The sequence below is a fragment of the Salmonella sp. SAL00672 genome (assembly GCF_046552175.1).
GTDB classification, from domain to species: Bacteria; Pseudomonadota; Gammaproteobacteria; order Enterobacterales; family Enterobacteriaceae; genus Salmonella; species Salmonella enterica.
Map to the genome: position 1 here is coordinate 275018 of NZ_JBGDUQ010000003.1, position 26507 is coordinate 301524.

Here is a 26507-nt window from a genome sequence, read left to right on the forward strand (position 1 = left end):
TGACAGGTAAAGTTATGCAAAAATCGGTCTTAATAACAGGATGTTCCAGCGGAATCGGTCTGGACAGCGCGCTTGAACTTAAACGCCAGGGCTTTCAAATCCTGGCGGGCTGCCGCAAACCTGATGATGTCGCCCGGATGAACAGTATGGGATTTACCGGCGTGTTGATCGATCTCGACTCCCCTGAAAGCGTGGATCGTGCCGCCGATGAAGTGATCGCCCTGACCGATAATCGTCTGTATGGGATCTTTAACAATGCCGGCTACGGCGTGTATGGCCCCCTTTCTACCATCAGCCGTGAGCAGATGGAGCAACAGTTTTCCAGTAATTTTTTCGGCGCGCATCAGCTTACCATGCGCTTACTTCCCGCCATGTTGCCGCATGGCGAAGGACGCATTGTGATGACCTCATCGGTGATGGGGCTGATTTCCACCCCAGGGCGCGGCGCTTATGCCGCCAGCAAGTATGCGCTCGAAGCCTGGTCTGACGCGCTACGTATGGAGCTACGGCACACAGGCATTAAAGTGAGCCTGATAGAACCGGGGCCGATTCGTACCCGTTTTACGGATAACGTTAACCAGACGCAGCGTGATAAACCGGTAGAAAATCCCGGCATCGCCGCACGTTTCACCCGCGATCCTGACGCGGTAGTAGCGAAAGTACGTCATGCTTTTGCAAGCGATAAACCCAGGCTGCGCTATCCCGTTACGCTGGTCACCTGGGCGGTGATGGCGCTGAAACGCATATTGCCGGGCCGGATGCTGGATAAAATTTTACAAAGCTGAGTTGAAGCGCGCCCGTCAGCCCCCATGTAAACGTGACACAGACAAAAGAGAGCGACGCCATGTCCGTACAGAACATTGTCAATATTAATGAATCCAACCTGCAGCAGACCTTAGAGCAGTCCATGACCACGCCGGTACTGTTCTATTTCTGGTCTGAACGCAGCCAACACTGTCTGCAATTAACGCCAGTGCTGGAAAGTCTGGCTGCCCAGTACCACGGTCAGTTTATTCTGGCAAAGCTGGACTGCGACGCCGAACAGATGATCGCCGCTCAGTTTGGGCTGCGCGCCATCCCGACAGTCTATCTGTTCCAGAATGGCCAACCGGTCGATGGTTTCCAGGGGCCGCAGCCGGAAGAGGCGATCCGCGCTCTGCTGGATAAAGTACTGCCGCGCGAAGAAGAGCTAAAAGCGCAACAAGCGATGCAGTTAATGCAGGAGGGCAACTACATTGACGCGCTGCCGTTGCTCAAAGACGCCTGGCAGCTCTCTTCGCAGAACAGTGAGATTGGCCTGTTACTGGCGGAAGCGCAAATTGCTCTAAACCGCTCTGAAGAGGCCGAAGCGGTATTAAAAACTATACCGCTACAGGATCAGGATACCCGTTACCAGGGGCTGGTTGCGCAGATCGAACTGCTTAAACAGGCGGCGGATACGCCGGAAATTCAGCAACTTCAGCAGCAAGTCGCGGAGAATCCGCAGGATGCGGCTTTGGCAACGCAACTGGCGTTGCAGTTGCACCAGGTCGGACGTAATGAAGAAGCGCTGGAATTGCTGTTCAGCCATCTGAGAAAAGATCTTGCCGCCGCCGAGGGACAAACGCGCAAAACCTTCCAGGAGATCCTTGCCGCGCTCGGCACCGGCGACGCGCTGGCGTCGAAATACCGCCGCCAGTTGTACGCGCTACTGTATTAATCCTCTCTTGCCTGATGGCGCGCTTATCTGGCCTACCTGTCGTCCTCAGGCCGGATAAGCGCGCCATCATCCGGCAACTATCATGATTTCTTGAGCGGCATCACTACCAACTGATGACGCGAATTATAGAACTTCCGGTAGGTTAAATAGCAGGCAATGATGGTAGACAGGCTGGCTGTCGACAACAGCATAAACGTTACCATAATTTGATATTTAATCGCTTTTACCGGATCGATCCCGGCAAAAATCAGCCCGGACATCATCCCCGGCAGGCTCACCAGCCCAACGGTCTTTGCCGAGTCGATCGTCGGGATAAGCGATGCGCGGATACTATCGCGGATAAGCCCGGCGGAGGCCATTTTCGGCGTTGCGCCCAAACTTAATTTTTCCTGGATTTGCTGCTGCTCGCTGTGAAAACGCAGCCCCAGTTGGTTGTAGCACAGCCCTACCGCCACCATCGCATTGCCGGCGACCATGCCAGCGATGGGAATCACCTGCATCGGCGCAAATTCAATCGAACCGGTAAGCACCAGTACCGTCAGCGTTAGTCCGGCGCCGACGGTGATGGCGATAAACGAGGAGAGAAATGCCTTATCGATATATTTACTGCGCTTTTGCGCGTTCCAGGCGGCGTTAAAACAGATGAACAGCACCATCAGCAGCGTCAGGGCGGCATGATTAACGCCAAAGATGTATTTCAGTACATAGCCGACAATAATGAGCTGTATCACCGCCCGGCATACGCTCCACAGAATATCTTTTTCCAGCGCCAGCTTTTCCTTGTGACTGATGAGCATCGCGACCACCACCAGCAGCATCGATAACGCCAGCGAGGTATTGGTAATATTATGCTCGTTCATAACGCGCCTCCTGCATCTCTCCGGCAGATGGCGTTAACGTTATCACCTTATCCGCGTGTTGAATTTCATCTTTATCATGCGTTACCCACAAGACAGCGACCTGCTTATCGCGAACATAGCGATGAATAATATCATTCACATTCCGTTTGTTATGTTCATCCAGCGCGCTGGTTATTTCGTCGAGTAACAGTATTTTCGGCAGAAACTGTAGATTACGAATTAGAGCAATACGCTGTTTTTCCCCGCCGGAAAGCGCGGCAATCGGTTTTTGCAGAATCGTCTCCGGCAGTTCAAAACGCGCCAGATCGTCTGCGAAGGCTGTCGGCTGCGGGCGCTGATGGCGAATTTGCCAGGGAAAAATCAGGTTATCGTAAACCGTATCGCCAAATAGCGCTGGCGTCTGAGCGCAATAAGAAACCTGCTGGCGATAGTCTTCCGGACTCAGAGTAGTAATATCCTGCCCCTCAAAAAGAATCACGCCGATATCAGGGCTTATTAACGAGGCCACCATTTTCAACAACGTACTTTTTCCGCAGCCAGAAGGACCGGTAATTAACTTAAATTCGCCGCGTTGCAGCGTAAAACTGATGTTATTCACTATTTTTGTCGTCGCAGTCCGGTAACCGACCTGCTTTAACTCAAGCAACATGCTACGTTCTGTCATTTATTGCGCATCCGTTGTTCATATTTTTATAGCGATAGTGTATCCCTGTAATTAATAAGGGGGGAACATGCTTTACTGAATCAGGTATAATTCGCTTAATTCGTCAGCAAAATCGGTTTATGGACAACGCAACAGGAGGTTTAGCTATGCTCATTCTTATCCCTATTCTCATTTTCGTCGCGCTGGTGATCGTCGGCGCGGGCGTCAAAATCGTTCCGCAGGGGTACCAGTGGACGGTGGAGCGCTTTGGACGTTACACCAAAACCCTGCAGCCGGGATTAAGCCTTGTTGTACCGTTTATGGACAGAATTGGCCGCAAGATCAATATGATGGAGCAAGTGCTGGATATTCCGTCGCAGGAGGTGATCTCAAAAGATAACGCCAACGTCACTATCGATGCGGTCTGTTTTATTCAGGTTATCGATGCGCCGCGCGCCGCCTATGAAGTCAGTAACCTGGAACTGGCAATCATTAACCTGACCATGACCAATATCCGTACGGTGCTCGGCTCGATGGAGCTGGATGAAATGCTCTCCCAGCGCGACAGCATCAACACGCGGCTGCTGCATATTGTCGATGAAGCCACCAATCCGTGGGGAATTAAAGTTACCCGTATCGAAATTCGCGATGTCCGCCCGCCCGCGGAATTGATCTCCTCTATGAACGCCCAGATGAAAGCGGAACGTACCAAACGCGCCTATATCCTTGAGGCCGAAGGGGTACGTCAGGCGGAAATCCTGAAAGCCGAGGGGGAAAAACAGTCGCAGATTCTGAAAGCAGAAGGCGAACGTCAGTCCGCTTTCCTGCAGGCGGAAGCGCGCGAACGCTCCGCCGAAGCGGAAGCCCGCGCTACGCAGATGGTATCTGAAGCCATCGCCGCCGGGGATATTCAGGCGATAAACTACTTCGTGGCGCAAAAATACACCGAAGCGTTACAGCAAATCGGCTCGGCGAATAACAGCAAAGTGGTCATGATGCCGCTGGATGCCAGCAGTCTGATGGGCGCTATCGCCGGGATCAGCGAGCTGGTTAAGGACAGCGCCAGCGAACGGAAAAAAGCATGATAGCGATGATTCTGGTACATCCGCATATCTTCTGGCTTAGCCTCGGCGGCCTGTTGTTGGCTGCGGAAATGCTCGGCGGTAACGGCTATTTGCTGTGGAGCGGCGTGGCGGCAGTGATTACCGGCTTAACCGTCTGGCTCTTACCGCTCGGCTGGGAATGGCAGGGCGTGCTGTTTGCGGCCTTAACGTTGCTGGCGGCCTGGCTTTGGTGGCGCTGGCTGGCGCGTCGCGTGCGGGAACAGAAGCCGACCGACAGCCGCCTTAACCAACGCGGACAACAACTGGTAGGCCGCCGGTTTATGCTTGATGCCGCGTTAGTGAACGGACGGGGTCATATGCGTGTCGGCGACAGCTCGTGGCCGGTATGCGCTGACGAAGACCTGCGCGCAGGTACGCATGTCGAAGTGATCGCCGTGGAAGGCATCACCTTACGCATTCGTGCCGTTTAATCAACGTGGCTTTTGCGCCTTGTGATGACAGCAGCCGGAAAGATTATCAATAATCGGGCAGTCGGCGCTGTCATCGCCGGGACAACTCTCCGCCAGCGCCAACAGTTGATCGCGCATTGATTGCAGCTCGCTGATATGGCGCTCGATCTCCGCGACCTTTTCCAGCGTCCGCTTTTTCACATCTGCGCTATGGCGTCGCGGATCGTTAAACAGATTGACCAGTTCGCCACACTCTTCCAGATTAAACCCCACCTGCCTCGCCTGTCGCAGCAACGTCAGCTCGTTTAAATGCTTCTGCGTGTAGGTGCGATAACCATTTTCGCTACGTAATGGCGGCGTCACCAGCCCTTTCTCTTCATAAAACCGAATGGCTTTGCTGGTTAAACCGGTTTTTTTCGCCACATCGCTAATATTCATATTTCCCCCTTGACCTTAACCTTGCTGGAAGGTTTAACCTTTATCACAGTGAGTCACTACGATTACTAAGGTCAATGAATTGATGACCAATCATAAAGGAGTTTTTACTATGTCTCAAACTATCGACCTGACCCTGGACGGTTTGTCCTGCGGTCATTGCGTTAAACGCGTGAAAGAAAGTCTTGAACAACGTCCGGATGTTGAGCTGGCGGACGTCACCGTAACCGAAGCGCACGTTACCGGTACCGCCAGTGCGGACGCGTTAATTGAAACCATCAAACAAGCCGGGTATGGCGCGACGTTAAGCCACCCAAAGGCTAAACCGCTGACGGAGTCATCAATCCCGTCGGAAGCACTGGCAGCGGTTCCTCATGAGCTTCCGGTAGCGACGGCCGATGAAGAAAGCCAACAGTTGCTGTTAAGCGGCATGAGCTGCGCCAGTTGTGTCACCCGCGTACAACATGCGCTACAAAGCGTACCGGGCGTCACGCAGGCACGGGTAAACCTGGCGGAACGCACTGCGCTGGTGATGGGCAGCGCGTCCGCCGCTGATTTAGTGCAGGCGGTGGAAAAAGCCGGCTACGGCGCAGAGGCGATTGAAGATGACATCAAACGCCGCGAGCGCCAGCAGGAAACCGCCATCGCCACCATGAAACGTTTTCGCTGGCAGGCCATCGTCGCCCTGGCGGTCGGTATACCGGTCATGGTCTGGGGGATGATCGGCGATAACATGATGGTGACCGGCGACAACCGCAGCCTGTGGCTGGCTATTGGCCTGATCACGCTTGCGGTGATGGTCTTTGCGGGCGGTCACTTTTACCGTAACGCGTGGAAAAGCCTGCTGAACGGCACGGCGACGATGGATACGCTGGTGGCGCTCGGCACCGGGGTCGCCTGGCTCTACTCCATGAGTGTCAACCTGTGGCCGCAGTGGTTCCCGATGGAAGCACGGCACCTCTATTACGAAGCCAGCGCGATGATTATCGGTCTGATTAATCTCGGACACATGCTGGAAGCGCGCGCCCGTCAGCGTTCCTCAAAAGCGCTGGAAAAATTACTCGATCTCACCCCGCCCACCGCACGCGTAGTGACAGAAGACGGCGAAAAAAGCGTCCCGCTGGCGGACGTTCAGCCCAGGATGCTGCTGCGGCTCACTACCGGCGATCGCGTGCCGGTGGATGGCGAAATTACCCAGGGCGAAGCGTGGCTTGATGAAGCCATGCTGACCGGCGAACCCATTCCGCAGCAAAAAGGCGAAGGCGACAGCGTTCATGCCGGCACCGTCGTCCAGGACGGCAGCGTCCTGTTCCGCGCCAGCGCGGTGGGCAGTCATACCACGCTGTCACGCATTATTCGCATGGTACGCCAGGCGCAGAGCAGTAAACCGGAAATTGGCCAACTGGCCGATAAAATCTCCGCGGTATTCGTTCCCGTCGTCGTGGCCATTGCGCTGTTCAGCGCCGCTATCTGGTATTTCTTCGGGCCGGCGCCGCAAATTGTTTATACGCTGGTCATCGCCACCACCGTACTGATTATCGCCTGCCCTTGCGCATTAGGCCTGGCGACGCCAATGTCGATTATTTCCGGCGTAGGCCGCGCTGCCGAATTCGGCGTGCTGGTACGCGACGCCGATGCCCTGCAACGCGCCAGTACGTTGGATACCCTCGTTTTTGATAAAACCGGGACGCTGACGGAAGGCAAGCCGCAAGTGGTGGCGATAAAAACCTTTAACGGCGTTGAGGAAGCTCAGGCATTACGTCTGGCTGCCGCGCTCGAACAAGGCTCCAGCCACCCGCTGGCCCATGCGATTCTGGAAAAAGCCGGCGATGATAAACTGCCGCAGGTGAACGGTTTCAGAACGCTGCGCGGACTGGGCGTCAGCGGTGAAGCGGAAGGTCATCAACTGCTTCTGGGGAACCAGGCGTTGCTGAACGAACAGCACGTCGCCACGGATGACATGACGGCGGAAATCACCGCGCAGGCCTCGCAAGGCTCGACTCCGGTCCTGCTGGCGATTGACGGTAAAGCGGCGGCGTTACTGGCGGTACGCGATCCATTGCGCAGCGATAGTATTGCCGCGCTTGAACGCCTGCACAACGCCGGATACCGTCTGGTAATGCTCACCGGGGATAACCCAACGACGGCTAACGCGATTGCCAAAGAAGCGGGCATTGATGAAGTGATTGCGGGCGTTCTGCCGGATGGCAAAGCCGATGCGATTAAACGTCTGCAAAGCCAGGGTCGTCAGGTTGCGATGGTCGGCGATGGTATCAACGATGCGCCCGCGCTGGCGCAGGCGGACGTCGGTATCGCGATGGGCGGCGGCAGTGATGTGGCGATTGAAACCGCGGCGATTACGCTGATGCGCCATAGTCTGATGGGCGTGGCGGATGCGCTGGCCATTTCGCGCGCGACGTTGCGCAATATGAAGCAAAACCTGCTTGGCGCATTTATCTACAACAGCATTGGTATCCCGGTGGCCGCCGGTATTCTGTGGCCGTTTACCGGTACCTTGTTAAACCCGGTAGTAGCGGGCGCGGCAATGGCGCTGTCTTCCATTACCGTCGTCAGCAATGCCAACCGGCTATTGCGTTTTAAACCGAAAGCGTAAAAAGTCTATATCAGGCAGCATCAGCTGCCTGATATATTATTAAGTCATCAGTAATTTACCGTATCAATATATAAAAATTTAACCGCACATCCTATAGAAAAATAAAAAACAACATTTTATAATGTTTTTTTGAATCATAAGGATGTGTTATTTATGTTTAGAAAAGCAGTTGCGCTTCTTTTCCTGCTTTCTCCCGCCGTCAGTTATGCAGGGTTATTTGATTCCACTCCAGAGTTAAAATGTGGCAACGATAATGCAGTCACGGCGGCAAAAGAATGGATTTACAATGAAGCATTAGGTCGTTTACAGCAAGACTATATTAAAGAGCCCTCCACGCTTTTCTTCGATATCCCCCAGACTCAATACGAGCAGCAACTCCGGGCTATTCCTGTTCAATTCAGTGATGTAATAACGCAGAACCCTCAACCAGAAAATGCCAACCTACGAACTTGCTCGGCTACCGTCGCCATGGGTATTCCTCAGCCATTATTTAAATTAATGAAAGACTTACCAAATACTCTATTCTATATTTCACAAGGGGATGGACAGGTAATAAACAATACGGTGACCTGGAAACAGGTTAACTACAATATTCAGCTAGCAGACAACAACAAAGATATTGTTGTCACCTCTGTGCAAAAAACCGATAAATTGGCGCGATCTATTTATGTAATGGCAAGAATGACGGTATCTGGTGATAGCATTATAAAGAAAAAAAATAACTCACTGATTGAAATCGCAGCAAAGAAATTTGAGAGTAGAGATCGCGAGCTTAATCAGGTCTGGAAATCGCTACCCGCCTCTGCCCGAACGGCATTAAAACAAGAGCAGCGAGTCTGGGTGACCAAAAAAGAGCAGCAGTGCGGCAAACTTAGCGATGCAAAATCCGAGGCCATACCTGCTGAAAAGCGCATCAGTATTTATAAATGCCAGCTTGAAATGACCATCGCCAGAACGGCCTATCTCGACGGCAGCGAATAACCCGACCGATCGTTGACGTCCCGTCAGGGCGCATTGCGCCCTTTTCTCCAACGCGCTAGCATGAGCTTTTTCAAAGGGAGCGCGTATGGAGTTATTAAATCAACTTAAACGTTTATGGCGCGCGCTGCGTGGTACCCCAAATAGTTGGCCTGCTATCGATCTCTCCCTGCCCGGCGGTCGTCATCTGCATCTGGTTGGCAGTATTCATATGGGGACGCGCGATATGGCTCCTCTTCCAGCAAAGCTGGTGAAAAAGCTACGCCAGGCCGACGCGCTGGTCGTTGAAGCGGATATTTCTGGTAACGAAACGCCATTCAGCAATCTCCCCAAATGCCCGCCGTTGGTCGAACGTCTCAGCGCCGGGCAGTTAAGCGCACTGGAAAAACGGGTCAGCGAGTTGGGTATGCCGCTGATCCATTTTGATAATCAACCTTTATGGCAGATAGCTATGGTGCTACAGGCCACGCAGGCGCAACGGCTGGGATTGCGTCCGGACTATGGCATTGATTATCAGCTATTACAGGCTGCCCGCGAAATGTCGCTGCCGGTGCAAGAGCTGGAAGGGGCGAAACACCAGCTCGAACTACTCTGCGATCTGCCCGATGGCGGGATGGCGCTGCTCGACGACACGCTGACGCACTGGCACACCAACGCACGGCTTTTGCAGGTGATGATCGGCTGGTGGCTTGAGCAGCCGCCGACCAGCGTCGGCGCTTCGCTCCCCAGAACGTTTAGCCAGCCGCTGTATGATGTACTGATGGTGAAACGCAATGAAGCCTGGCGCGACGCGCTGCTGGCACTGCCGCCGGGACGCTACGTGGTAGCCGTAGGGGCGCTACATCTGTACGGCGAAGGCAACCTACCGCAAATATTGAAATAAAAAAATGGCCAATATCGCTATTGGCCCGTCAAAGAGGAATTTCATCGTTATTATTATCCCGACGCTTTCGCTTCGGATCTTCAGATTGTCGCTCAAAGTTGCCGCAACTGCCAAGACCTAATGCACAAGATTATACTATTTTTTAGTCCGCTTTCGGGCGTATGCTGATGGCAAATCACGTCTGTAGTAAGAAGGAACGTTATGACACCCGCAGTTAAGTTACTCGAAAAAAACAAGATTCCGTTTAACATTCACACCTACGATCACGATCCGAATGAAACTAACTTTGGCGATGAAGTGGTGCGTAAGCTCGGGCTAAACGCCGATCAGGTGTATAAAACGCTTTTGGTCGCCGTGAATGGCGATATGAAGCAACTGGCCGTCGCCGTGACGCCTGTAGCCGGACAGCTGGATTTGAAAAAAGTCGCCAAAGCTCTGGGCGCGAAAAAGGTCGATATGGCCGACCCGATGGTGGCGCAACGCACCACGGGATATCTGGTCGGCGGGATCAGTCCGCTGGGACAGAAGAAACGGCTGCCCACGCTGATTGACGCGCCAGCCCGCACGTTTGCCACTATTTATGTTTCCGGTGGTAAACGCGGGCTGGATATTGAACTGGCGGCTGACGATTTGGCCGCCATCCTGGGTGCTAAATTCGCTGATATCGCGCGTCGGGATTAAGCCTGCGTAAAATACATTGCCGGATAGCGGCGCAAACGCCTTATCCGGCCTACAGCAGACATAATCCGTAGGCCTTAAGGCTGCGCGCCATCAGGCAGTGATGGCTATCCGTACCGCTACAGCCAGCTCACCTCGCCTTTTGGCGTAAACGCCGCCGCATCCAGCGGTGAATTCTGCTGAATAAACTCTTTCAGCACTTCCGCATCAATAAACCCGGTATTCACGTATCCCGGTTTGTTATCGATGCGCGGATAACCATCGCCGCCCGTGGCGTTGAAACTCAGCGTCGCCATGCGGTAGGTTTTGGCCGGATCAACAGGCTCGCCTTTGATTTTCAGATCGGTGAGCTTGCCCTCTTTGGCGACAAAGCTCACATTGGCGAACTGTGGATAGGCGCCGGAATCCGGTTTCATCTGCGCTACGGCGGTGAGATAATCAACCACCTCTTTACCGCTCATATCGGCATACACCACAATGTTGCCGAATGGCTGTACCTTGAGCACGCTTTTATAGGTAATATCTCCCGCCTCAATCGAGTCGCGAATACCGCCGCCGCTCATCACGCCAAAATCGGCGCCGGTGCGCGCGATCTGCGCAGCCAGAATCACCCGTCCCATATTGGTCTGGACAAATCTGACCTTACTGCGATCGCCTTCAAGAAGGCCATTCACGCTACCAATTTTCACCTCCAGTTGCGCTTTACCTTTATTCTGGAACGGCGTTAATAACGAGAGCATTTGCGGATTTTCGGCGATTTCCGGCGTGTAAAGTACACGCTCGCTTTTCCCGTTATCCCAGGTCACTTTTTTCTTGAGATTTACCGGAATAAGCTGGTAGTTAACCATTTTCATCTCGCCGTTACGGAATTCGAAATCCGCGCGGCCCACATATTTACCCCACTCATGCGCCTGCACGATCCAGATACCATTTTGCTTATCCGGCGCGCAGGGCGTTCCCGGTACGTAATTCACCTGTTTTTTATTTTCCGACGCCATGCATACCGGGTCTTGTGAGTGACCGCCCACAATCATCGCCAACGAACCGGCAGGCAGGCTACGCGCCATCTCAACGTCGCCCGGCGCGTTCGAACCGTGATCGCCGTTGTCATAATGTCCCATATGCGTGGTCGCGATAATCACGTCCGGTTTTTCATTCATATTAAGTTCCTGAATCACCACCTTTGCTTCTTCAGCAGGTTTACGAAACTCAATATCGGTGAAATATTCCGGGTTGCCTATTTTCGCCGTGTCATCGGTGGTTAAGCCGATTACCGCGATTTTTATATCCTGGCGTGTAAAAATAGCCCACGGCTTAAACAGACGCTCGCCGGTACTTTTTTGATAAATATTGGCGGAAAGAAAGGGAAACTTCGCCCACTTTTCCTGCTGGCGCAATACGGTGAGCGGGTTATCAAATTCATGATTACCGACGGCCATAGCGTCGTAGCCAATCAGATTCATCCCGCGGAAATCGGGCTCCGCATCCTGGAGATCGGATTCCGGCACTCCGGTATTAATGTCGCCGCCGGATAACAACAGGACGCTTCCCCCCTCTTGCGCCACCTCTTTACGGATACTGTCCACCAGCGTTTTTTGCGCTGCCAGACCATATTCGCCATATTCGCTGCGCCAGAAGTGACCGTGGTGATCGTTGGTATGCAGGATAGTAATTTTATAGGTTTTATCTTTTTCGTAAGCCTGTGCAGGCTGAGTCGTCAGCGCGAACGCCGCCAGTAACGCCAGCGCCACACCCCGTTTCAAAAATTTCATCTTTCTCTCCCTGACTCAATATCAACCGCAGAAATTACCTTTCCTTGCAATAATAGACAAATATGTTTTCAGAATTGAGACTTCCTTCAAACACATTTCACAGGTATGTTAGGCAGGTAATAATTACACATCCTACTATCTCCAACATCGCATAAAATTTAAGTGACTTTCTATGGCCATGAGTGAACCAACCCAGCCGTTAGCCGGCGCGCCCGCAGCGGCCGCTAAAGCACGTACTTCGTTTGGTATTTTGGGCGCGATCAGTCTTTCCCATCTGCTGAACGATATGATCCAGTCGCTAATCTTAGCCATTTATCCCCTGTTGCAGGCGGAGTTTTCGCTGACTTTCGTCCAGATAGGTTTGATCACCCTGACGTTCCAGCTCGCCTCATCGCTACTGCAACCGGTCGTCGGCTACTGGACGGATAAATATCCCATGCCGTGGTCGCTGCCTGTCGGCATGTGTTTTACCCTGAGCGGGCTGGTACTGCTGGCAATGGCGGGAAGTTTTGGCGGCGTATTGCTCGCTGCGGCGCTGGTGGGTACCGGCTCGTCCGTTTTTCACCCGGAATCGTCCCGCGTGGCGCGCATGGCCTCCGGCGGACGTCATGGTCTGGCGCAGTCTATCTTCCAGGTCGGCGGTAACTTCGGCAGTTCGTTGGGTCCGCTGCTGGCCGCCGTGATTATCGCGCCCTATGGCAAAGGGAATGTCGCCTGGTTTGTGCTGGCCGCGCTGCTGGCGATCGTGGTGCTGGCGCAGATCAGCCGCTGGTATGCAGCCCAGCACCGGATAGCGAAAGGCAAGCCAAAAGCGATAATCGCTAACCCGCTGCCGCGCAATAAAGTCGTGCTGGCGGTCAGCGTATTATTGCTACTCATTTTCTCGAAATATTTCTATATGGCGAGCATCAGTAGCTATTACACCTTTTATCTGATGCAAAAATTCGGATTATCAATACAAAACGCGCAGCTCCATCTGTTTGCCTTCCTGTTTGCGGTGGCTGCCGGGACGGTAATCGGCGGGCCGGTGGGCGATAAAATCGGCAGGAAATATGTGATTTGGGGCTCTATTCTCGGCGTCGCGCCGTTTACCCTTGTTTTACCCTACGCCACGCTGTACTGGACGGGGATTTTAACGGTGATTATCGGCTTTATTCTCGCGTCGGCGTTTTCCGCCATTCTGGTGTATGCCCAGGAGCTGCTGCCAGGACGCATCGGTATGGTTTCCGGCCTGTTTTTCGGGTTTGCCTTCGGGATGGGAGGCCTGGGCGCAGCGGTGCTGGGGCTGATTGCCGACCATACCAGTATCTATTTAGTTTATAAAATCTGTGCTTTCCTGCCGCTTCTGGGGATACTGACCATATTCTTACCTGATAATCGACATAAAGCGTGATTTTATGGCGGTTAAAGGTACGCTTTAACCGCCTGTACATCCCGATGCCATCATGCTTTGCCCATCCCATACTTATCACTTTTCCGTTCCGTGCTCTTTTTACCGTCAGATTGTATTTTTTTATAAAACACAACCATTTTTTATAAACATCCTGATTGAAATTGTCATAAACTATTACCCGGAGTTTTGGAGTCCAGCAACCAAAGGAGACGGAATGCATCACGCTACCCCGCTTATCACCACCATTGTCGGCGGCCTTGTGCTCGCTTTTATTCTCGGCATGATTGCCAACAAATTGCGTATTTCTCCACTGGTGGGATATCTGTTAGCGGGCGTTCTGGCGGGACCTTTTACCCCTGGTTTTGTTGCGGATACCAAACTGGCGCCGGAGCTGGCGGAGCTCGGCGTGATTCTATTGATGTTCGGCGTCGGGCTGCATTTTTCGCTGAAGGATTTGATGGCGGTAAAGTCTATCGCCATTCCCGGCGCTGTCGCTCAGATAGCGGTGGCGACGCTGCTGGGTATGGCGCTTTCCGCCGTGCTGGGATGGTCATTAATGACCGGCATCGTTTTTGGGCTCTGTCTGTCTACCGCCAGTACCGTCGTCCTGCTGCGCGCGCTTGAGGAGCGGCAACTCCTTGATAGCCAGCGCGGGCAAATCGCCATCGGCTGGCTGATTGTCGAAGATCTGGTGATGGTACTGACGCTGGTCTTGCTGCCCGCCGTTGCCGGCATGGTGGAAAAAGGCGATGTCGGCATAGCCTCGCTGGCAGTCGATATGGGGATAACCATTGGTAAAGTGGTGGCGTTTATCGCCATCATGATGCTGGTCGGACGCCGCCTGGTGCCGTGGATTATGGCTCGCAGCGCCGCCACCGGCTCGCGCGAATTGTTTACCCTTTCCGTACTGGCGCTGGCGTTAGGCATTGCGTTTGGCGCGGTAGAACTGTTTGACGTCTCTTTTGCGCTGGGCGCGTTCTTCGCTGGAATGGTGCTTAATGAGTCGGAGCTGAGTCACCGGGCGGCGCACGATACGTTGCCGCTGCGCGACGCCTTTGCCGTCCTGTTTTTTGTTTCCGTCGGCATGTTGTTCGATCCGTTAGTCTTGATCCAACAGCCGCTGGCGGTGTTGGCGACGCTTGCCATTATCGTCTTTGGTAAATCGATCGCTGCGTTTTTCCTGGTGCGTATGTTCGGCCACTCGCCGCGAACCGCGCTGACCATTGCCGCCAGCCTGGCGCAAATCGGCGAGTTCGCCTTTATTCTCGCCGGACTCGGCATGGCGCTCAACCTGCTGCCGCAAGCGGGACAGAACCTGGTGCTGGCAGGCGCTATTTTGTCGATTATGCTTAATCCCGTACTGTTTACCCTGCTGGAGAAGTATCTGGCGAAAACCGAAACGCTGGAAGAGCAAACTCTGGAAGAGGCTATCGAAGAAGAGAAGCAAATTCCGGTGGATATCTGTAATCATGCCCTGCTGGTGGGTTTTGGCCGCGTAGGCAGTCTGCTGGGAGAAAAATTACTGGCGGCGGGGATTCCGCTGGTGGTTATCGAAACGTCCCGTACCCGCGTGGATGAACTGCGCGAACGCGGGATTCGCGCCGTGCTGGGCAACGCCGCTAACGAAGAAATCATGAATCTGGCGCATCTGGACTGCGCCCGCTGGCTGTTATTGACCATCCCCAACGGTTACGAAGCCGGTGAGATTGTCGCCTCAGCGCGGGAAAAAAGTCCTGATATCGAGATAATCGCCCGCGCACACTATGATGATGAAGTGAAATATATTACCGAGCGGGGAGCCAATCAGGTAGTGATGGGCGAGCGAGAAATTGCCCGGGCGATGTTGGAACTGCTTGAAACGCCGCCCGCGGGTGAAGTCGTCGCCAGTTAAGGGTTTTCCGGACGGCCCGATGCGCGCAGCGCCATCGGGCAAGCCAGATTAGCGATCCCAGTACGACTCTTCCAGGCTGTCCTCACGTTCCGGCAGCCCGCGTGTCAGACGCGGAGAATGCTGGTTCAGTACCTGATAACTGACACGGTTAGCATATTTACACACCTGCGCCAGCGACGAATAGGTCAGCCAGGTAAATTTGTGCTTACTGGAGTTCGGTACGTTGCTACGATGGTAACTGTTCGCCGTAATATCGTGCAGCAGCGCCGCCAGCGCGCCATCGCCCGCGCCGTTGGTGTTCATGATTTTTTCCGGCCCGCCCATATACGGCGCAATATGCGAATAAACGCGCAGCGGATTAATACAATCTTTATGGCGCATTGCCCGGCTAAATTCATACTGGTTAAATTCAGCAATAGCTCCCGGTAGCAGCGGATGCTGGGTTTTACGTTTTGCTTCCTCTTCGGTGAAGCCCGCCATATATAACCCTATCGGCCCGGCGGTGCATAACACCAGGTCGACCCAGTCCAGCGCCTTATCCGCCGCCAGCAGCGGGTCGTTTTCGCCGGTCAGCGCTTCCGCTTCTTCTTCATTCATTGCCAGAATCGAGACATTCTCTTTGAGAAACGCCTGCCACCACTGCGGATTATCGGCGATCACAAATTTGGTGCCCAGCGTCATGACAACCGGCACGTTATGCTTTTTCGCGTATTCGATCGCTTTCATCGTCGCGTCAGGCATCGGTTCGCCAGGCTTACAGCGCACCAGATATGAGGTCAACACCAGCGCGGAAGCGCCAGCGATCACCGCTTCCGGAATACTTTCCGCCCGTAACTGATTCATATGGCCGGGGCTGATAGCGAAGGTACGCTCGCCGGATTCGCCAATCAGCGTGAAACAGCGGCCAATCGGGCCATCTACCGCTTGCAGATAATTCAGGTCGGTACGGCTGGAAGTATTACACAGGTAGCGATAAGCGTAGCTGCCAATCTCAATGTTGCTGCACATCACGCCCAGTAACACCGAACGGTCATCCGCCAGTACCGAGTAATTATGCATCGTATTGCCTATAGTGCCGCCAGCAAACTGATGGGTGATCAAATTTTCCCGCGTCAGTTCCTGATACAGCTTCTCCGCCACCTCGTCTTCTATCACCAGAGAATGCCCGGCGCTTAATCCATAGCGTGTAATAAAATCGTCATCCACTTTCGCCTCAATATCCACCAACGTCTGGTCGATACCGACGACCCAAGAGGCATTGGTTTCCTGTTCTGGCTGAATTTGTTGCAACAACGGGTCACGCGCATTGACGGGAAAATAGTGTTTGGATTTACGTTTACCGGGAAATTTCATGATTGTGCTTACGGATGAATAACGGAGCGCTGCATGGTAGCACATTCCCCCTGCTGCGCGCGACGGACGATGGCGTTTCAATATCGGACGACGAGATCGCAGTTTCTCCAGCCGCGTTTTTTACAATGGTTCACTTTCACAAGGAGCGTTTTATGAAGCCGGAAAATAAAATTCCCGTACTCACCCGACTGTCAGACGAAATGAAAGCCGTCGTAAACTTCCAGCAACCAGGCCTTCCCCCCTGGCCTGCCGATGGCGATATTGAGACCCAGCGTCAGTATTATCTTCTTGAGCGCCGTTTCTGGAATGCCGACGCGCCGTCCATGACCACCCGCACCTGCGCCGTCCCTACGCCTTATGGCGATGTAACAACCCGGCTCTACTCGCCGCAGCCGACCAGCCAGGCCACCTTATACTATCTGCACGGCGGCGGATTTATCCTCGGTAACCTGGATACGCATGACCGGATAATGCGTCTGCTGGCGCGTTATACCGGCTGCACCGTGATCGGCATTGATTATTCGCTGTCGCCGCAAGCGCGTTATCCACAGGCCATTGAAGAAACCGTCGCGGTATGCAGCTACTTCTCTCAACATGCCGATGAATACTCGCTCAACGTGGAGAAAATCGGTTTCGCCGGAGATTCCGCAGGCGCCATGCTGGCGCTTGCCAGCGCGCTCTGGCTACGTGATAAGCACATTCGCTGCGGTAACGTTATCGCGATTCTGTTGTGGTATGGGCTGTATGGGTTGCAAGATTCGGTAAGCCGCCGTCTGTTCGGCGGCGCGTGGGACGGCCTGACGCGTGAAGATCTGGACATGTACGAAAAGGCCTATCTGCGTAACGATGAAGATCGGGAATCGCCCTGGTATTGTCTGTTTAATAACGATCTCACGCGCGATGTGCCGCCCTGCTTTATTGCCAGCGCGGAGTTTGATCCGCTCATTGATGACAGCCGCTTGCTGCACCAGACATTACAGGCGCACCAGCAGCCCTGCGAATACAAAATGTATCCCGGCACGCTGCACGCCTTTCTGCACTATTCGCGAATGATGACAATCGCCGACGATGCCTTGCAGGACGGCGCGCGATTCTTTATGGCGAGGATGAAGACGCCGCGTTAACGGTACGGCGCCGTGAGTTTCAGCATCATATCAATATGTTCCGGCGTCGCGTTCAGCGCCGGAATGTACGCATATTTTTTACCGCCCGCTTCAAGGAAAATCTCGCGGTTCTGTTCCGCTATCTCTTCCAGCGTCTCCAGACAATCCGCGGCAAATCCCGGACACATAACCTGAATATGGCCAGTCCCCTTTTCACCCAACATTTTTAGCGTTTCATCGGTGTACGGCGTCAGCCACGGTTCACGGCCAAAGCGCGACTGGAACGTCATCATTACCTTTTCCGGCGGCAGCCCCAATGCGGAAACCAGTTCGCGCGTGGTATCGCGACAGCGCTGCGGGTAGTCATCGCCTTCATCCGCATAACGTTGTGGAATGCCGTGATAGGAGAGCAGAAGCACATCCGGCTCGCCGTGCATGGCGAACGACTCACGCGCGCTTTTCGCCAACGCATCGATATAAGCGCCGTCATCCGCGTAATCGCGAATAAATGAGATCCCGGGAATACGACGTTTACGCGCCAGTATCCGCCCCAGTTCGTCCCAGACTGCGCCCACCGTTGAGCAAGAGTATTGCGGGTACAATGGCAGCACGACGATATGGTCAACGTCGCTTGCTAACAGTTCATCGACAGCGCTTTCCAGCGAGGGCGAGCCGTAGCTCATCCCCAGCGCGACGGGCGTATCTGGCAACCGCGCGGCCAGCGCCTGTTGCTGTTCGCGGCTATATACCATGAGCGGCGAACCGCCATCCATCCAGATAGATTGATAGAGTTTCGCGACGCGCGGCGAACGCAGCGGTAAAATAACGCCACGCAGCAGCGGCCACCACAGCAGACGAGGAGTATCCACCACGCGTCTGTCGCTTAAAAATTGTTTCAGGTAGCGCTTTACCGCTTCAGGAGTTGGGGCATCTGGCGTGCCAAGGTTAGCCAGCAGGATACCGGTTTTCGTCTGACGCATTGCCGCCTCTTATCTATTCAAATTGTTGATAATTGTAGCGGAAAAGCGATAAAGAAGAACTAATTGCTGCGAGAGGTAAGACGAGAATTTGCCGAATGGCGCTAACGATACCAGCAGGCCGGATAAGGCGTTCAGGCCGCCATCCGGCACCGATTGCCTGATGGCGTTACGCTTATCAGGCTTGCGGGATAATGGCAGGCCTGATAAGCGGTTCACTACGCGAAAAAATTAACCGAGGATTTTTTCCAGCGCTGCGCGCACGTCGGCAACGGCCTGCGTACCGTCAACTTTAGCGTATTTGGTGTTGCCCGCTTCCGCTTCTTTCTGGTAGTAGCCAATCAGCGGCGCGGTCATCTGATGATATTCCACCAGACGTTTGCGAACGGTCTCTTCCTGATCGTCTTTACGGGTGGTCAGATCTTCGCCGGTGACGTCATCTTTGCCTTCTACTTTCGGCGGATTAAACTTAACGTGGTAAACGCGGCCAGAGGCGGCGTGTACGCGACGACCCACAATACGGTCAACGATCAGTTCGTCCGGTACGTCGAATTCCAGCACGTAATCCACCACAATACCCGCTTCTTTCATCGCGTCAGCCTGCGGGATCGTGCGCGGGAAACCGTCCAGCAGAAAACCGTTACGGCAGTCTTCCTGGGCGATACGCTCTTTAACCAGCGCAATCACCAGTTCATCGGTCACCAGTTTACCGGCGTCCATGATATCTTTCGCCTGTTTGCCCAACTCGGAGCCTGATTTCACTGCGGCGCGCAGCATATCGCCAGTGGAGATTTGCGGAATACCATATTTCTCCATGATGAACTGAGCCTGAGTTCCTTTACCCGCGCCCGGAGCGCCAAGCAGAATAATACGCATTACGAAAATCCCCTCAAAGGTTGTCGATATTTTTTAAAAAGCGCTAAACGATACCACCATCACGCATTTCGCTCAAGGAAGCCGCCTGATGCTGAAACGGTTAACGAAGAGAAATCCAGAAAAGAGAAGGCATTATAAAAAATGCCGGATGGCGCTGGCGCTTATCCGGCCTACAAACAGTACTCGCCGTAGGCCGGATAAGACGCTTCGCGTCGCCATCCGGCAGTCACAAAACAGTACCCGCCGTAGGCCGGATAAGGCGCTTCGCGTCGCCATCCGGCAGTCACAAAACAGTACCCGTCCGTAGGCCGGATAAGACGTTTCACGTCGCCATCCGGCAGTCACAAAACAGTACCCGCCCGTAGGTCGGATAAGATGCTTCGCGTCGCCATCCGGCAGTCACAAAACAGTACCCGCCGTAGGCCGGATAAGACGCTTCGCGTCGCCATCCGGCAGTCACAAAACAGTACCCGCCCGTAGGCCGGATAAGACGCTTCGCGTCGCCATCCGGCAGTCACAAAACAGTACCCGTCCGTAGGCCGGATAAGACGCTTCGCGTCGCCATCCGGCAGTCACAAAACAGTACCCGTCCGTAGGCCGGATAAGACGTTTCACGTCGCCATCCGGCAGTCACAAAACAGTACCCGTCCGTAGGCCGGATAAGATGCTTCGCGTCGCTATCCGGCAATCAGATGAGCGTTATCAGGACACCAGCAACTGGTTCATACGGCGGATAAACTGGTTCGGATCTTCCAGCGTACCGCGTTCAGCGAACAGCGCCTGATCCAGCAGCAGCTCGACCCACTCTTTAAACTGCGCTTCATCCTCGGTATCGGCAGTGCGTTTAACCAGCACATGATCCGGATTGAGCTCAAAGATGTATTTCACTTCCGGCACGGACTGACCGGCCGCGGCGAACAGTTTCGCCATCTGGGTGCTCATTTCATCCGCATCGGTGGTGACAATCGCCGGCGTGTCGGTTAAACGATGCGTCAGACGCACCTCTTTCACGCGATCGCCCAGCAGGGTTTTGACACGCTCCACGAACGGCTCAAGCGCCTTTTCCGCTTCTTTCGCGTTTTCGTCGACTTCATCCGCCAGTTTTTCGATGGATTCATCGGCTTTAGCGACCGACTGGAATGCTTTACCGTCAAACTCGGTCAGGTAGTTCATCATCCACTCGTCGATGCGATCGGAGAGCAGCAGCACTTCGATGCCTTTCTTACGCAGCAGCTCCAGGTGCGGGCTGTTTTTCGCCGCCGCATAGCTGTCTGCGGTGATGTAGTAGATTTTTTCCTGCCCTTCTTTCATCCGGGAGACGTAATCTTCCAGCGACACGGTCTGGGCGGAAGAGTCGGTATGGGTGGAGGCAAAGCGCAACAGTTTAGCGATCGCTTCCTGGTTGGCGTGATCTTCCGCCGGGCCTTCTTTCAACACCAGACCGAACTGTTTCCAGAAGGTTTGGTATTTTTCCGCGTCGTCTTTCGCCAGTTTTTCCAGCATTTGCAGGACGCGTTTGGTCAGAGCGCTACGCAGATTACGCGTTACCGTGCTGTCCTGCAGGATTTCACGGGAGACGTTCAACGGCAGGTCGTTAGAATCAATCAGGCCGCGCACGAAACGCAGATAGTTCGGCATGAACTGCTCGGCATCGTCCATAATGAACACGCGCTGTACGTACAGCTTCAGACCATGTTTGTGATCGCGGTTCCACAGATCCCACGGCGCCTGCGACGGGATATACAGCAGGCTGGTGTACTCCTGCTTACCTTCCACGCGGTTGTGGCTCCAGGTCAGCGGATCGGTGAAATCATGCGCGATGTGCTTGTAAAACTCGTTGTACTCGTCGTCTTTAATTTCCGACTTGTTGCGGGTCCACAACGCCTGAGCCTTGTTGATTTTCTCCCAGGAAATCACGGTTTCGCCGTCTTTTTCTTCCCGTTTTTCAATCTCTACCGGCAATGCGATGTGATCGGAATATTTACTGATAATCGAGCGTACGCGCCAGTCATCGAGGAATTCATCTTCGCCTTCACGCAGGTGTAAGGTGATTTCCGTACCACGGTCATTTTTGGTGATATCGGCAACGGTGTATTCGCCTTCGCCTGCCGATTCCCAGAACACGCCATTTTCCGGCTTGTCGCCTGCCGCACGAGTACGTACGGTCACTTTATCGGCCACAATAAACGCGGAGTAGAAGCCTACGCCAAACTGACCGATGAGCTGGCTATCTTTCGCCTGATCGGACCCCATTGATTCGAGGAAAGATTTGGTGCCGGACTTGGCAATGGTGCCTAAGTGGTCAATCACCTCATCACGATTCATCCCCACGCCGTTATCGGCAATGGTCAACGTACGCTTATCTTTATCGAAAGAGACGCGCACACGCAGCTCGCCATCTCCTTCATACAGGTCCGGGTTTGACAGAGCGCGGAAACGCAGCTTGTCCGCCGCATCTGAGGCGTTAGAGATGAGTTCACGCAGGAAGATTTCTTTATTGGAATAAAGAGAATGGATCATCAGGTGCAGAAGCTGTTTAACTTCTGACTGAAAACCACGCGTTTCTTGTCCTTTCATGTGGATAGACCTCAACAATGCCATTTTTAATGGTAAAAATACGTTGAGGGTGAGATGGGGACAAGCGGGTGTGATTTCAAGCGGAGGCCGCGAATGCCGCCTCCGTTTGTTCAGAAAATAATCTTATGGCGTCCCGCCAGCGAGTGGGACAGCGTCGTACCGTCGACCATCTCCAGTTCGCCGCCAACCGGCACGCCGTGGGCGATACGACTGGCTTCGACGCCGGCCTCCGCGCACAGCTCGGCAATATAGTTTGCGGTAGCCTCTCCTTCAACCGTCGGGTTGGTCGCGAGGATCAGCTCACTGATTTTTTCTGACGCCAACCGCTGTTCCAGACGATCGAGACCGATATCATCCGGCCCGATGCCGTCCAGCGGCGACAGGTGGCCCATCAGCACGAAATACCGCCCGGAAAATTGCCCGGTCTGCTCAATGGCGTAGATATCCGCAGGACTCTCCACCACGCAAATCTGGCCGTTTTCCTGACGCCGCGGGTTCGAACAGATATTACAAACATCCTGCTCGGTAAAGGTGCGGCAGTCGGCGCAGTGGCCGATTTCCGACATCGCCCGGGTCAGCGCCTGCGCCAGGCGCATTCCGCCGCTGCGATCGCGCTGCAACAGGGTAAACGCCATCCGCTGCGCCGACTTAGGGCCGACGCCCGGAAGGCAGCGCAACGCTTCCATAAGCTGAGTTAACAGCGGACTGGTTTGCATCAGAATGGCATCTTAAAGCCTGGCGGCAGTTGCATACCGGAAGAGACGGAGGCCATCTTCTCTTTTTGCGTCTCTTCAATGCGGCGCGCCGCATCGTTGAAGGCCGCAGCGACCAGATCTTCCAGCATCTCTTTGTCATCTTCCAGCAGGCTTGGGTCAATTTCCACGCGGCGGCAGTTATGCGCGCCGTTGATGGTAACCTTCACCAGACCCGCGCCGGATTCGCCGGTCACTTCCAGCTGCGCAATCTCTTCCTGCATTTTCTGCATTTTTTCCTGCATCTGCTGGGCCTGCTTCATCAGATTGCCCAGACCGCCTTTTCCAAACATAAGCTCTCTCTCTTGATGGTTCACAATCGCAAGCCGGGCTTACGATCAAATGGGGCGGATACTCTCTTCATCCAGCTCGGCGTCGAAGAATCGACGCAGCGTCTGAATGTTATTATCCGCAATAATTGACTCACGCGCTTGCGCGAGTTTCTCTTCATAAATGGCCTGACGCCATTCCAGCGGCGTACGCACCGCGGGATTATCATCTTCAACGATGGTCAGTTCAACCGTCGTTCCCGTCAGATCGCTGAGCGCTTGCGCCAGCTTTTGCTGCGCGCCGCTGGAATTGAGGTGCCGCTGCGTCGAGCGCAGATGCAGACAAACCGCGTTGCCGTTCTGCTCCTTCCAGGCATTGAGCGCCACCTGCTCCACCAGCTTAGGCAAAGAAAGCTGGCTTACCTGCGCCGCCCACGGATCGCGCTCAATCGCTTCCGCCGCCAGTTTAGCCGCCAGCTCCGGCGTTTTTTCATGCTCCAGAGCTTTCTTAAGCGCTTTTGGCGTAGCCACCACTTCTTTGGTTTGTACTACCGGCGTGGTGGCCTTCCAGCGATAAGCCTCTTTCTTTACTGGCGCCGTTTCCAGCGCAGACGGCGCCGGGCGCGCCTGTACGCGCTCCGAAACCGAGGCCAGCCGCTCCAGCGCAGAGTTATTCACCGGCCGCGCGCGGGATGCGGCTGCCGGTTCACTCTTTTTTGTTTTGGTTACTCCCTGCGCGCGCTGTAGCTGATTGCGCGCCGCCAGCACCTGACTGGTAGACGCCGGCAGCGGCGCTGGCGATGTCTGCGGCGCGGGCACCGACGGCTGCTGCACCTGCGGCGGCGTCATTACCGCCGTTGGGGCCACGGGCGCAAAAGACTGCCGCGGCGTTTCAGGCTCCGGCAAGGGCATACGCGGGTGAAACGCCAGCGCACGCAGTAACGTCATTTCAACGCCCATCCGCCGGTCCGGCGCCCAGGGCAATTCTTTGCGACCAATCAACAACGTCTGATAATAGAGCTGAAGATCGCCGGGAGGCACCGTCCGGGCAAGTTCGCGCATCCGTTGCTCGATAGCCGCCATATCGCTGCCTAACGCGGCAGGCGAAAGTTGCACCATCGCAATACGGTGCAGCAGGCTAAGCATTTCGACCAGCAGCGCTTCCCATTCAATACCGCGCGCCGCCGCCTCGTTGATAAGCGACATGACGCGTTCGCCGTTAGCGTCAACCACCGCCTCGACTAATGACAAAGCCTGGTCGTCGTCCAGCGTACCGAGCATGGCGCTTACCGCCTGCGTCGAAACCTGCCCGTCGCCGCTGGCGATCGCCTGGTCAGTCAGACTTAATGCATCGCGCAGGCTGCCGTCAGCCGCGCGTGATAACAACTGCAACGCGCGGGGTTCGTGAGCGATATGTTCCTCATTGAGAATATGCTCAAGCTGATGGCGAATCTGTTCAACATCCAGCGCTTTGAGATGAAACTGTAGGCAGCGCGACAAAATGGTCACCGGCAGCTTCTGCGGATCGGTGGTCGCCAGTAAAAATTTCACATGCGCTGGCGGCTCTTCAAGCGTTTTAAGTAGCGCATTAAAGCTGTGGCGCGACAGCATGTGGACTTCATCGATCAGATAGACTTTAAAGCGACCGCGCGCAGGCGCGTACTGGACGTTATCCAGCAGGTCGCGGGTGTCTTCGACTTTGGTACGCGATGCGGCGTCAATCTCAATGAGATCGACAAAACGCCCTTGCTCAATTTCCCGACAGTTATCGCAAACGCCGCACGGCGTCGCGGTAATACCGGTTTCGCAGTTCAGCCCCTTCGCCAGCAGCCGGGCGATAGAGGTTTTACCGACGCCGCGCGTGCCGGAAAAAAGATATGCGTGATGAATGCGCCCTAACGACAAGCCGTTCGCCAGTGCGGTCAGCACATGTTCCTGGCCGACGACGTCAGCAAAGGTTTGTGGGCGCCATTTTCTGGCTAAGACCTGATAACTCATTGGCAGGCTCTGAAACGCTGGAAGGTGGATTCATAGAAGGGTAATGCTAACACAACCTCGCCGATACAGCGAGGTTGTCTCTCTGGCTAAAATAGCAGTGCGGATAGCCTGAATCAATGCCCTGGAAACGGCACCAGGCTATAACAGGTAATCCCCTGCTTTTCCAGACGCTGCTCGCCGCCCAGATCGAACAAATTAATGATGAACGCCGCATCGGTGACTTTCCCGCCCAGACGACGGATCAGCTTCACGGTCGCCTCAATGGTGCCGCCAGTCGCCAGCAGATCGTCCACGACCAGCACGTTGTCGCCAGGTTTAATCGCGTCGACATGAATTTCCAGCTGATCGGTGCCGTACTCTAATTCATAGGTCTCGGCAATAGTTTCACGCGGTAATTTGCGCGGTTTACGTACCGGAACAAAACCAACGCCCAGCCCAAGCGCAACCGGCGCGCCAAACAGGAAGCCACGCGCTTCGGTGCCGACCACTTTGGTGATACCCGCATTTTTATAACGCTCAACCAACAGTTCAATACTGAGCGCGTAGGCTTTCGGGTCTTCCAGTAAGCTGGTGACATCACGGAAAAGAATGCCCGGTTTCGGGTAATCCTGAATGCTTTTGATGCTGTTTTTGAGAAACTCAAGCTGCTGTGCAGTCGCGGTCATGGATATATGCCTGCTAAGTACGGTGTTACTCACGGCGCAATACTTTTCGGTCAGGGGTAACGCTCGGTTACTCTTTGACCGCCTGCGCCTGTGCTCGAAAACGGTCGAATTTACTGGCTGTGAACGACAATTGCAACAGCGATTCGTGTGCTTCAGCGCTTTTGTTGCTTTTCATCAATCACCGGTATCCGCCACATAAAAATCAGCAGACAGGCCAAAATAACCAACAGCAGCACCCGCACCCACATCATATTCACCAGCCACAGCGATATACCAAAGGTCAGCAATATCAACGCGATCGCTCGCGGTTTCGCTCCCGGCGGCATGGCCCGATAGCGCTGCCAGTGGCGGAGATAACCGCCAAACCATGAGCGGTATAACAACCAGGCATGGAAACGCGGCGACGAGCGGGCGAAACACCAGGCCGCCAGTAAAATGAACGGCGTAGTCGGCAACAGGGGCAAAACCACGCCCAATGTCCCTAATACTACCGCCAGCCAGCCAATGATGATTAAAATAGTACGTTGCATAATGCGAATCGTTATCAAACAGAAGGCTACTGTAGCACAGCCTGTCTT

General features: G+C 54.3%; 26 protein-coding genes and 1 other annotated feature. Of the genes, 11 read left to right on the forward strand and 15 right to left on the reverse strand.

Translation table 11 applies throughout. From position 1 onward, the window contains the following. Positions 1-14 precede the first annotated feature (14 nt). Positions 15-785, forward strand: a complete 771-nt coding sequence (locus ACLJTG_RS11240) for an SDR family oxidoreductase (RefSeq protein WP_001172802.1) — start codon at positions 15-17, stop codon at positions 783-785. A 59-nt stretch (positions 786-844) separates the two neighbouring features. After that, positions 845-1699 carry a chaperedoxin gene (cnoX, locus tag ACLJTG_RS11245; RefSeq protein ID WP_000116060.1) on the forward strand — a complete coding sequence of 285 codons (855 nt, stop codon included), beginning with the start codon at positions 845-847 and terminating at the stop codon, positions 1697-1699. Positions 1700-1779: 80 nt separating this feature from the next. Here the strand turns inward: cnoX and fetB are convergent, their stop codons facing one another. Together fetB and fetA are read right to left on the reverse strand one after the other, a co-directional pair. After that, on the reverse strand, positions 1780-2559 hold the full coding sequence (fetB, locus tag ACLJTG_RS11250) for an iron efflux ABC transporter permease subunit FetB (RefSeq protein WP_001002130.1): 780 nt from the start codon (positions 2557-2559) through the stop codon (positions 1780-1782). After that, on the reverse strand, positions 2546-3223 hold the full coding sequence (fetA, locus tag ACLJTG_RS11255) for an iron efflux ABC transporter ATP-binding subunit FetA (RefSeq protein WP_000140197.1): 678 nt from the start codon (positions 3221-3223) through the stop codon (positions 2546-2548). The genes fetB and fetA overlap by 14 nt, the downstream gene beginning before the upstream one ends. Positions 3224-3369: 146 nt before the next feature. Between fetA and ACLJTG_RS11260 the strand changes: the two genes are divergently transcribed. After that, positions 3370-4287, forward strand: coding sequence for an SPFH domain-containing protein (locus ACLJTG_RS11260; protein WP_000906146.1), 918 nt, complete (start codon positions 3370-3372; stop codon positions 4285-4287). Beyond that, complete coding sequence (locus ACLJTG_RS11265) at positions 4284-4736, forward strand: NfeD family protein (RefSeq protein WP_000561177.1); 453 nt, start codon at positions 4284-4286, stop codon at positions 4734-4736. Before ACLJTG_RS11260 ends, ACLJTG_RS11265 begins: the two co-directional genes overlap by 4 nt. Here the strand turns inward: ACLJTG_RS11265 and cueR are convergent, their stop codons facing one another. After that, a complete protein-coding gene (gene cueR / locus ACLJTG_RS11270; RefSeq protein WP_001026760.1) occupies positions 4737-5153 on the reverse strand; it encodes a Cu(I)-responsive transcriptional regulator in 417 nt (138 codons plus the stop codon). Positions 5154-5262: 109 nt separating this feature from the next. Between cueR and copA the strand changes: the two genes are divergently transcribed. The 4 genes from copA (at position 5263) to ybaK (ending at position 10306) form a co-directional block, all read left to right on the forward strand. Beyond that, positions 5263-7764 carry a copper-exporting P-type ATPase CopA gene (copA, locus tag ACLJTG_RS11275; protein ID WP_021000016.1) on the forward strand — a complete coding sequence of 834 codons (2502 nt, stop codon included), beginning with the start codon at positions 5263-5265 and terminating at the stop codon, positions 7762-7764. Between the two features lie 153 nt (positions 7765-7917). After that, complete coding sequence (locus ACLJTG_RS11280) at positions 7918-8745, forward strand: lysozyme inhibitor LprI family protein (protein WP_023210788.1); 828 nt, start codon at positions 7918-7920, stop codon at positions 8743-8745. A gap of 85 nt (positions 8746-8830) precedes the next feature. Beyond that, positions 8831-9625 (forward strand): TraB/GumN family protein, encoded by a 795-nt coding sequence (locus ACLJTG_RS11285; RefSeq protein ID WP_000421861.1) that lies wholly within the window; start codon positions 8831-8833, stop codon positions 9623-9625. A gap of 201 nt (positions 9626-9826) precedes the next feature. Beyond that, complete coding sequence (ybaK, locus tag ACLJTG_RS11290; protein WP_000186618.1) at positions 9827-10306, forward strand: Cys-tRNA(Pro)/Cys-tRNA(Cys) deacylase YbaK; 480 nt, start codon at positions 9827-9829, stop codon at positions 10304-10306. A 116-nt stretch (positions 10307-10422) separates the two neighbouring features. Here the strand turns inward: ybaK and ushA are convergent, their stop codons facing one another. After that, positions 10423-12075 carry a bifunctional UDP-sugar hydrolase/5'-nucleotidase UshA gene (gene ushA / locus ACLJTG_RS11295; RefSeq protein ID WP_000670398.1) on the reverse strand — a complete coding sequence of 551 codons (1653 nt, stop codon included), beginning with the start codon at positions 12073-12075 and terminating at the stop codon, positions 10423-10425. Positions 12076-12247: 172 nt separating this feature from the next. Between ushA and ACLJTG_RS11300 the strand changes: the two genes are divergently transcribed. Then, positions 12248-13468, forward strand: a complete 1221-nt coding sequence (locus ACLJTG_RS11300) for an MFS transporter (protein ID WP_001251593.1) — start codon at positions 12248-12250, stop codon at positions 13466-13468. A 214-nt stretch (positions 13469-13682) separates the two neighbouring features. Beyond that, positions 13683-15359 (forward strand): YbaL family putative K(+) efflux transporter, encoded by a 1677-nt coding sequence (gene ybaL, locus ACLJTG_RS11305; protein ID WP_000546202.1) that lies wholly within the window; start codon positions 13683-13685, stop codon positions 15357-15359. Between the two features lie 48 nt (positions 15360-15407). Here ybaL and gsk read toward each other — a convergent pair whose 3' ends face one another. Continuing rightward, entirely contained in the window at positions 15408-16712 is a 1305-nt protein-coding gene (gene gsk, locus ACLJTG_RS11310; protein WP_000671592.1) for an inosine/guanosine kinase, read from the reverse strand. 152 nt (positions 16713-16864) lie between these two features. Between gsk and aes the strand changes: the two genes are divergently transcribed. Beyond that, positions 16865-17836, forward strand: a complete 972-nt coding sequence (gene aes, locus ACLJTG_RS11315) for an acetyl esterase (RefSeq protein ID WP_000801778.1) — start codon at positions 16865-16867, stop codon at positions 17834-17836. Here aes and hemH read toward each other — a convergent pair. The 10 genes from hemH to ACLJTG_RS11365 all read right to left on the reverse strand — a co-directional run bounded on the left by hemH (position 17833) and on the right by ACLJTG_RS11365 (position 26459). Beyond that, complete coding sequence (gene hemH, locus ACLJTG_RS11320) at positions 17833-18795, reverse strand: ferrochelatase (protein ID WP_001250074.1); 963 nt, start codon at positions 18793-18795, stop codon at positions 17833-17835. The two genes, aes and hemH, sit on opposite strands and share 4 nt — an antisense overlap. Positions 18796-19023: 228 nt before the next feature. Then, positions 19024-19668, reverse strand: a complete 645-nt coding sequence (adk, locus tag ACLJTG_RS11325) for an adenylate kinase (protein ID WP_001220237.1) — start codon at positions 19666-19668, stop codon at positions 19024-19026. A gap of 170 nt (positions 19669-19838) precedes the next feature. Further along, positions 19839-19994 carry a hypothetical protein gene (locus tag ACLJTG_RS11330; protein ID WP_179110468.1) on the reverse strand — a complete coding sequence of 52 codons (156 nt, stop codon included), beginning with the start codon at positions 19992-19994 and terminating at the stop codon, positions 19839-19841. Beyond that, positions 19991-20128 carry a hypothetical protein gene (locus ACLJTG_RS11335; RefSeq protein ID WP_162803764.1) on the reverse strand — a complete coding sequence of 46 codons (138 nt, stop codon included), beginning with the start codon at positions 20126-20128 and terminating at the stop codon, positions 19991-19993. Before ACLJTG_RS11335 ends, ACLJTG_RS11330 begins: the two co-directional genes overlap by 4 nt. A gap of 242 nt (positions 20129-20370) precedes the next feature. Further along, positions 20371-22245 (reverse strand): molecular chaperone HtpG, encoded by a 1875-nt coding sequence (htpG, locus tag ACLJTG_RS11340; RefSeq protein WP_001523272.1) that lies wholly within the window; start codon positions 22243-22245, stop codon positions 20371-20373. Positions 22246-22355: 110 nt separating this feature from the next. Beyond that, positions 22356-22961 carry a recombination mediator RecR gene (gene recR / locus ACLJTG_RS11345; RefSeq protein WP_001195023.1) on the reverse strand — a complete coding sequence of 202 codons (606 nt, stop codon included), beginning with the start codon at positions 22959-22961 and terminating at the stop codon, positions 22356-22358. After that, the gene (locus ACLJTG_RS11350; RefSeq protein ID WP_000467098.1) at positions 22961-23290 is read right to left on the reverse strand and encodes a YbaB/EbfC family nucleoid-associated protein; all 330 of its coding nucleotides are present in this window, start codon (positions 23288-23290) and stop codon (positions 22961-22963) included. Before ACLJTG_RS11350 ends, recR begins: the two co-directional genes overlap by 1 nt. Positions 23291-23335: 45 nt before the next feature. Further along, entirely contained in the window at positions 23336-25264 is a 1929-nt protein-coding gene (gene dnaX / locus ACLJTG_RS11355) for a DNA polymerase III subunit gamma/tau (RefSeq protein WP_198898211.1), read from the reverse strand. Then, positions 23939-24003, reverse strand: a sequence feature (DnaX frameshifting element). Its footprint overlaps the gene before it by 65 nt. A gap of 113 nt (positions 25265-25377) precedes the next feature. Beyond that, a complete protein-coding gene (apt, locus tag ACLJTG_RS11360) occupies positions 25378-25929 on the reverse strand; it encodes an adenine phosphoribosyltransferase (RefSeq protein ID WP_000127350.1) in 552 nt (183 codons plus the stop codon). Between the two features lie 152 nt (positions 25930-26081). Further along, a complete protein-coding gene (locus ACLJTG_RS11365; protein WP_001189860.1) occupies positions 26082-26459 on the reverse strand; it encodes a DUF454 family protein in 378 nt (125 codons plus the stop codon). Positions 26460-26507: the final 48 nt, after the last annotated feature.

Excerpts from the sequence above, each read along its gene's own strand:
- ACLJTG_RS11240 (WP_001172802.1), top strand. The coding sequence starts at position 15 with ATGCAAAAATCGGTCTTAATAACAGGATGTTCCAGCGGAATCGGTCTG.
- cnoX (WP_000116060.1), top strand. The coding sequence starts at position 845 with ATGTCCGTACAGAACATTGTCAATATTAATGAATCCAACCTGCAGCAG.
- fetB (WP_001002130.1), bottom strand. The coding sequence starts at position 2,559 with ATGAACGAGCATAATATTACCAATACCTCGCTGGCGTTATCGATGCTG.
- fetA (WP_000140197.1), bottom strand. The coding sequence starts at position 3,223 with ATGACAGAACGTAGCATGTTGCTTGAGTTAAAGCAGGTCGGTTACCGG.
- ACLJTG_RS11260 (WP_000906146.1), top strand. The coding sequence starts at position 3,370 with ATGCTCATTCTTATCCCTATTCTCATTTTCGTCGCGCTGGTGATCGTC.
- ACLJTG_RS11265 (WP_000561177.1), top strand. The coding sequence starts at position 4,284 with ATGATAGCGATGATTCTGGTACATCCGCATATCTTCTGGCTTAGCCTC.
- cueR (WP_001026760.1), bottom strand. The coding sequence starts at position 5,153 with ATGAATATTAGCGATGTGGCGAAAAAAACCGGTTTAACCAGCAAAGCC.
- copA (WP_021000016.1), top strand. The coding sequence starts at position 5,263 with ATGTCTCAAACTATCGACCTGACCCTGGACGGTTTGTCCTGCGGTCAT.
- ACLJTG_RS11280 (WP_023210788.1), top strand. The coding sequence starts at position 7,918 with ATGTTTAGAAAAGCAGTTGCGCTTCTTTTCCTGCTTTCTCCCGCCGTC.
- ACLJTG_RS11285 (WP_000421861.1), top strand. The coding sequence starts at position 8,831 with ATGGAGTTATTAAATCAACTTAAACGTTTATGGCGCGCGCTGCGTGGT.
- ybaK (WP_000186618.1), top strand. The coding sequence starts at position 9,827 with ATGACACCCGCAGTTAAGTTACTCGAAAAAAACAAGATTCCGTTTAAC.
- ushA (WP_000670398.1), bottom strand. The coding sequence starts at position 12,075 with ATGAAATTTTTGAAACGGGGTGTGGCGCTGGCGTTACTGGCGGCGTTC.
- ACLJTG_RS11300 (WP_001251593.1), top strand. The coding sequence starts at position 12,248 with ATGGCCATGAGTGAACCAACCCAGCCGTTAGCCGGCGCGCCCGCAGCG.
- ybaL (WP_000546202.1), top strand. The coding sequence starts at position 13,683 with ATGCATCACGCTACCCCGCTTATCACCACCATTGTCGGCGGCCTTGTG.
- gsk (WP_000671592.1), bottom strand. The coding sequence starts at position 16,712 with ATGAAATTTCCCGGTAAACGTAAATCCAAACACTATTTTCCCGTCAAT.
- aes (WP_000801778.1), top strand. The coding sequence starts at position 16,865 with ATGAAGCCGGAAAATAAAATTCCCGTACTCACCCGACTGTCAGACGAA.
- hemH (WP_001250074.1), bottom strand. The coding sequence starts at position 18,795 with ATGCGTCAGACGAAAACCGGTATCCTGCTGGCTAACCTTGGCACGCCA.
- adk (WP_001220237.1), bottom strand. The coding sequence starts at position 19,668 with ATGCGTATTATTCTGCTTGGCGCTCCGGGCGCGGGTAAAGGAACTCAG.
- htpG (WP_001523272.1), bottom strand. The coding sequence starts at position 22,245 with ATGAAAGGACAAGAAACGCGTGGTTTTCAGTCAGAAGTTAAACAGCTT.
- recR (WP_001195023.1), bottom strand. The coding sequence starts at position 22,961 with ATGCAAACCAGTCCGCTGTTAACTCAGCTTATGGAAGCGTTGCGCTGC.
- ACLJTG_RS11350 (WP_000467098.1), bottom strand. The coding sequence starts at position 23,290 with ATGTTTGGAAAAGGCGGTCTGGGCAATCTGATGAAGCAGGCCCAGCAG.
- dnaX (WP_198898211.1), bottom strand. The coding sequence starts at position 25,264 with ATGAGTTATCAGGTCTTAGCCAGAAAATGGCGCCCACAAACCTTTGCT.
- apt (WP_000127350.1), bottom strand. The coding sequence starts at position 25,929 with ATGACCGCGACTGCACAGCAGCTTGAGTTTCTCAAAAACAGCATCAAA.
- ACLJTG_RS11365 (WP_001189860.1), bottom strand. The coding sequence starts at position 26,459 with ATGCAACGTACTATTTTAATCATCATTGGCTGGCTGGCGGTAGTATTA.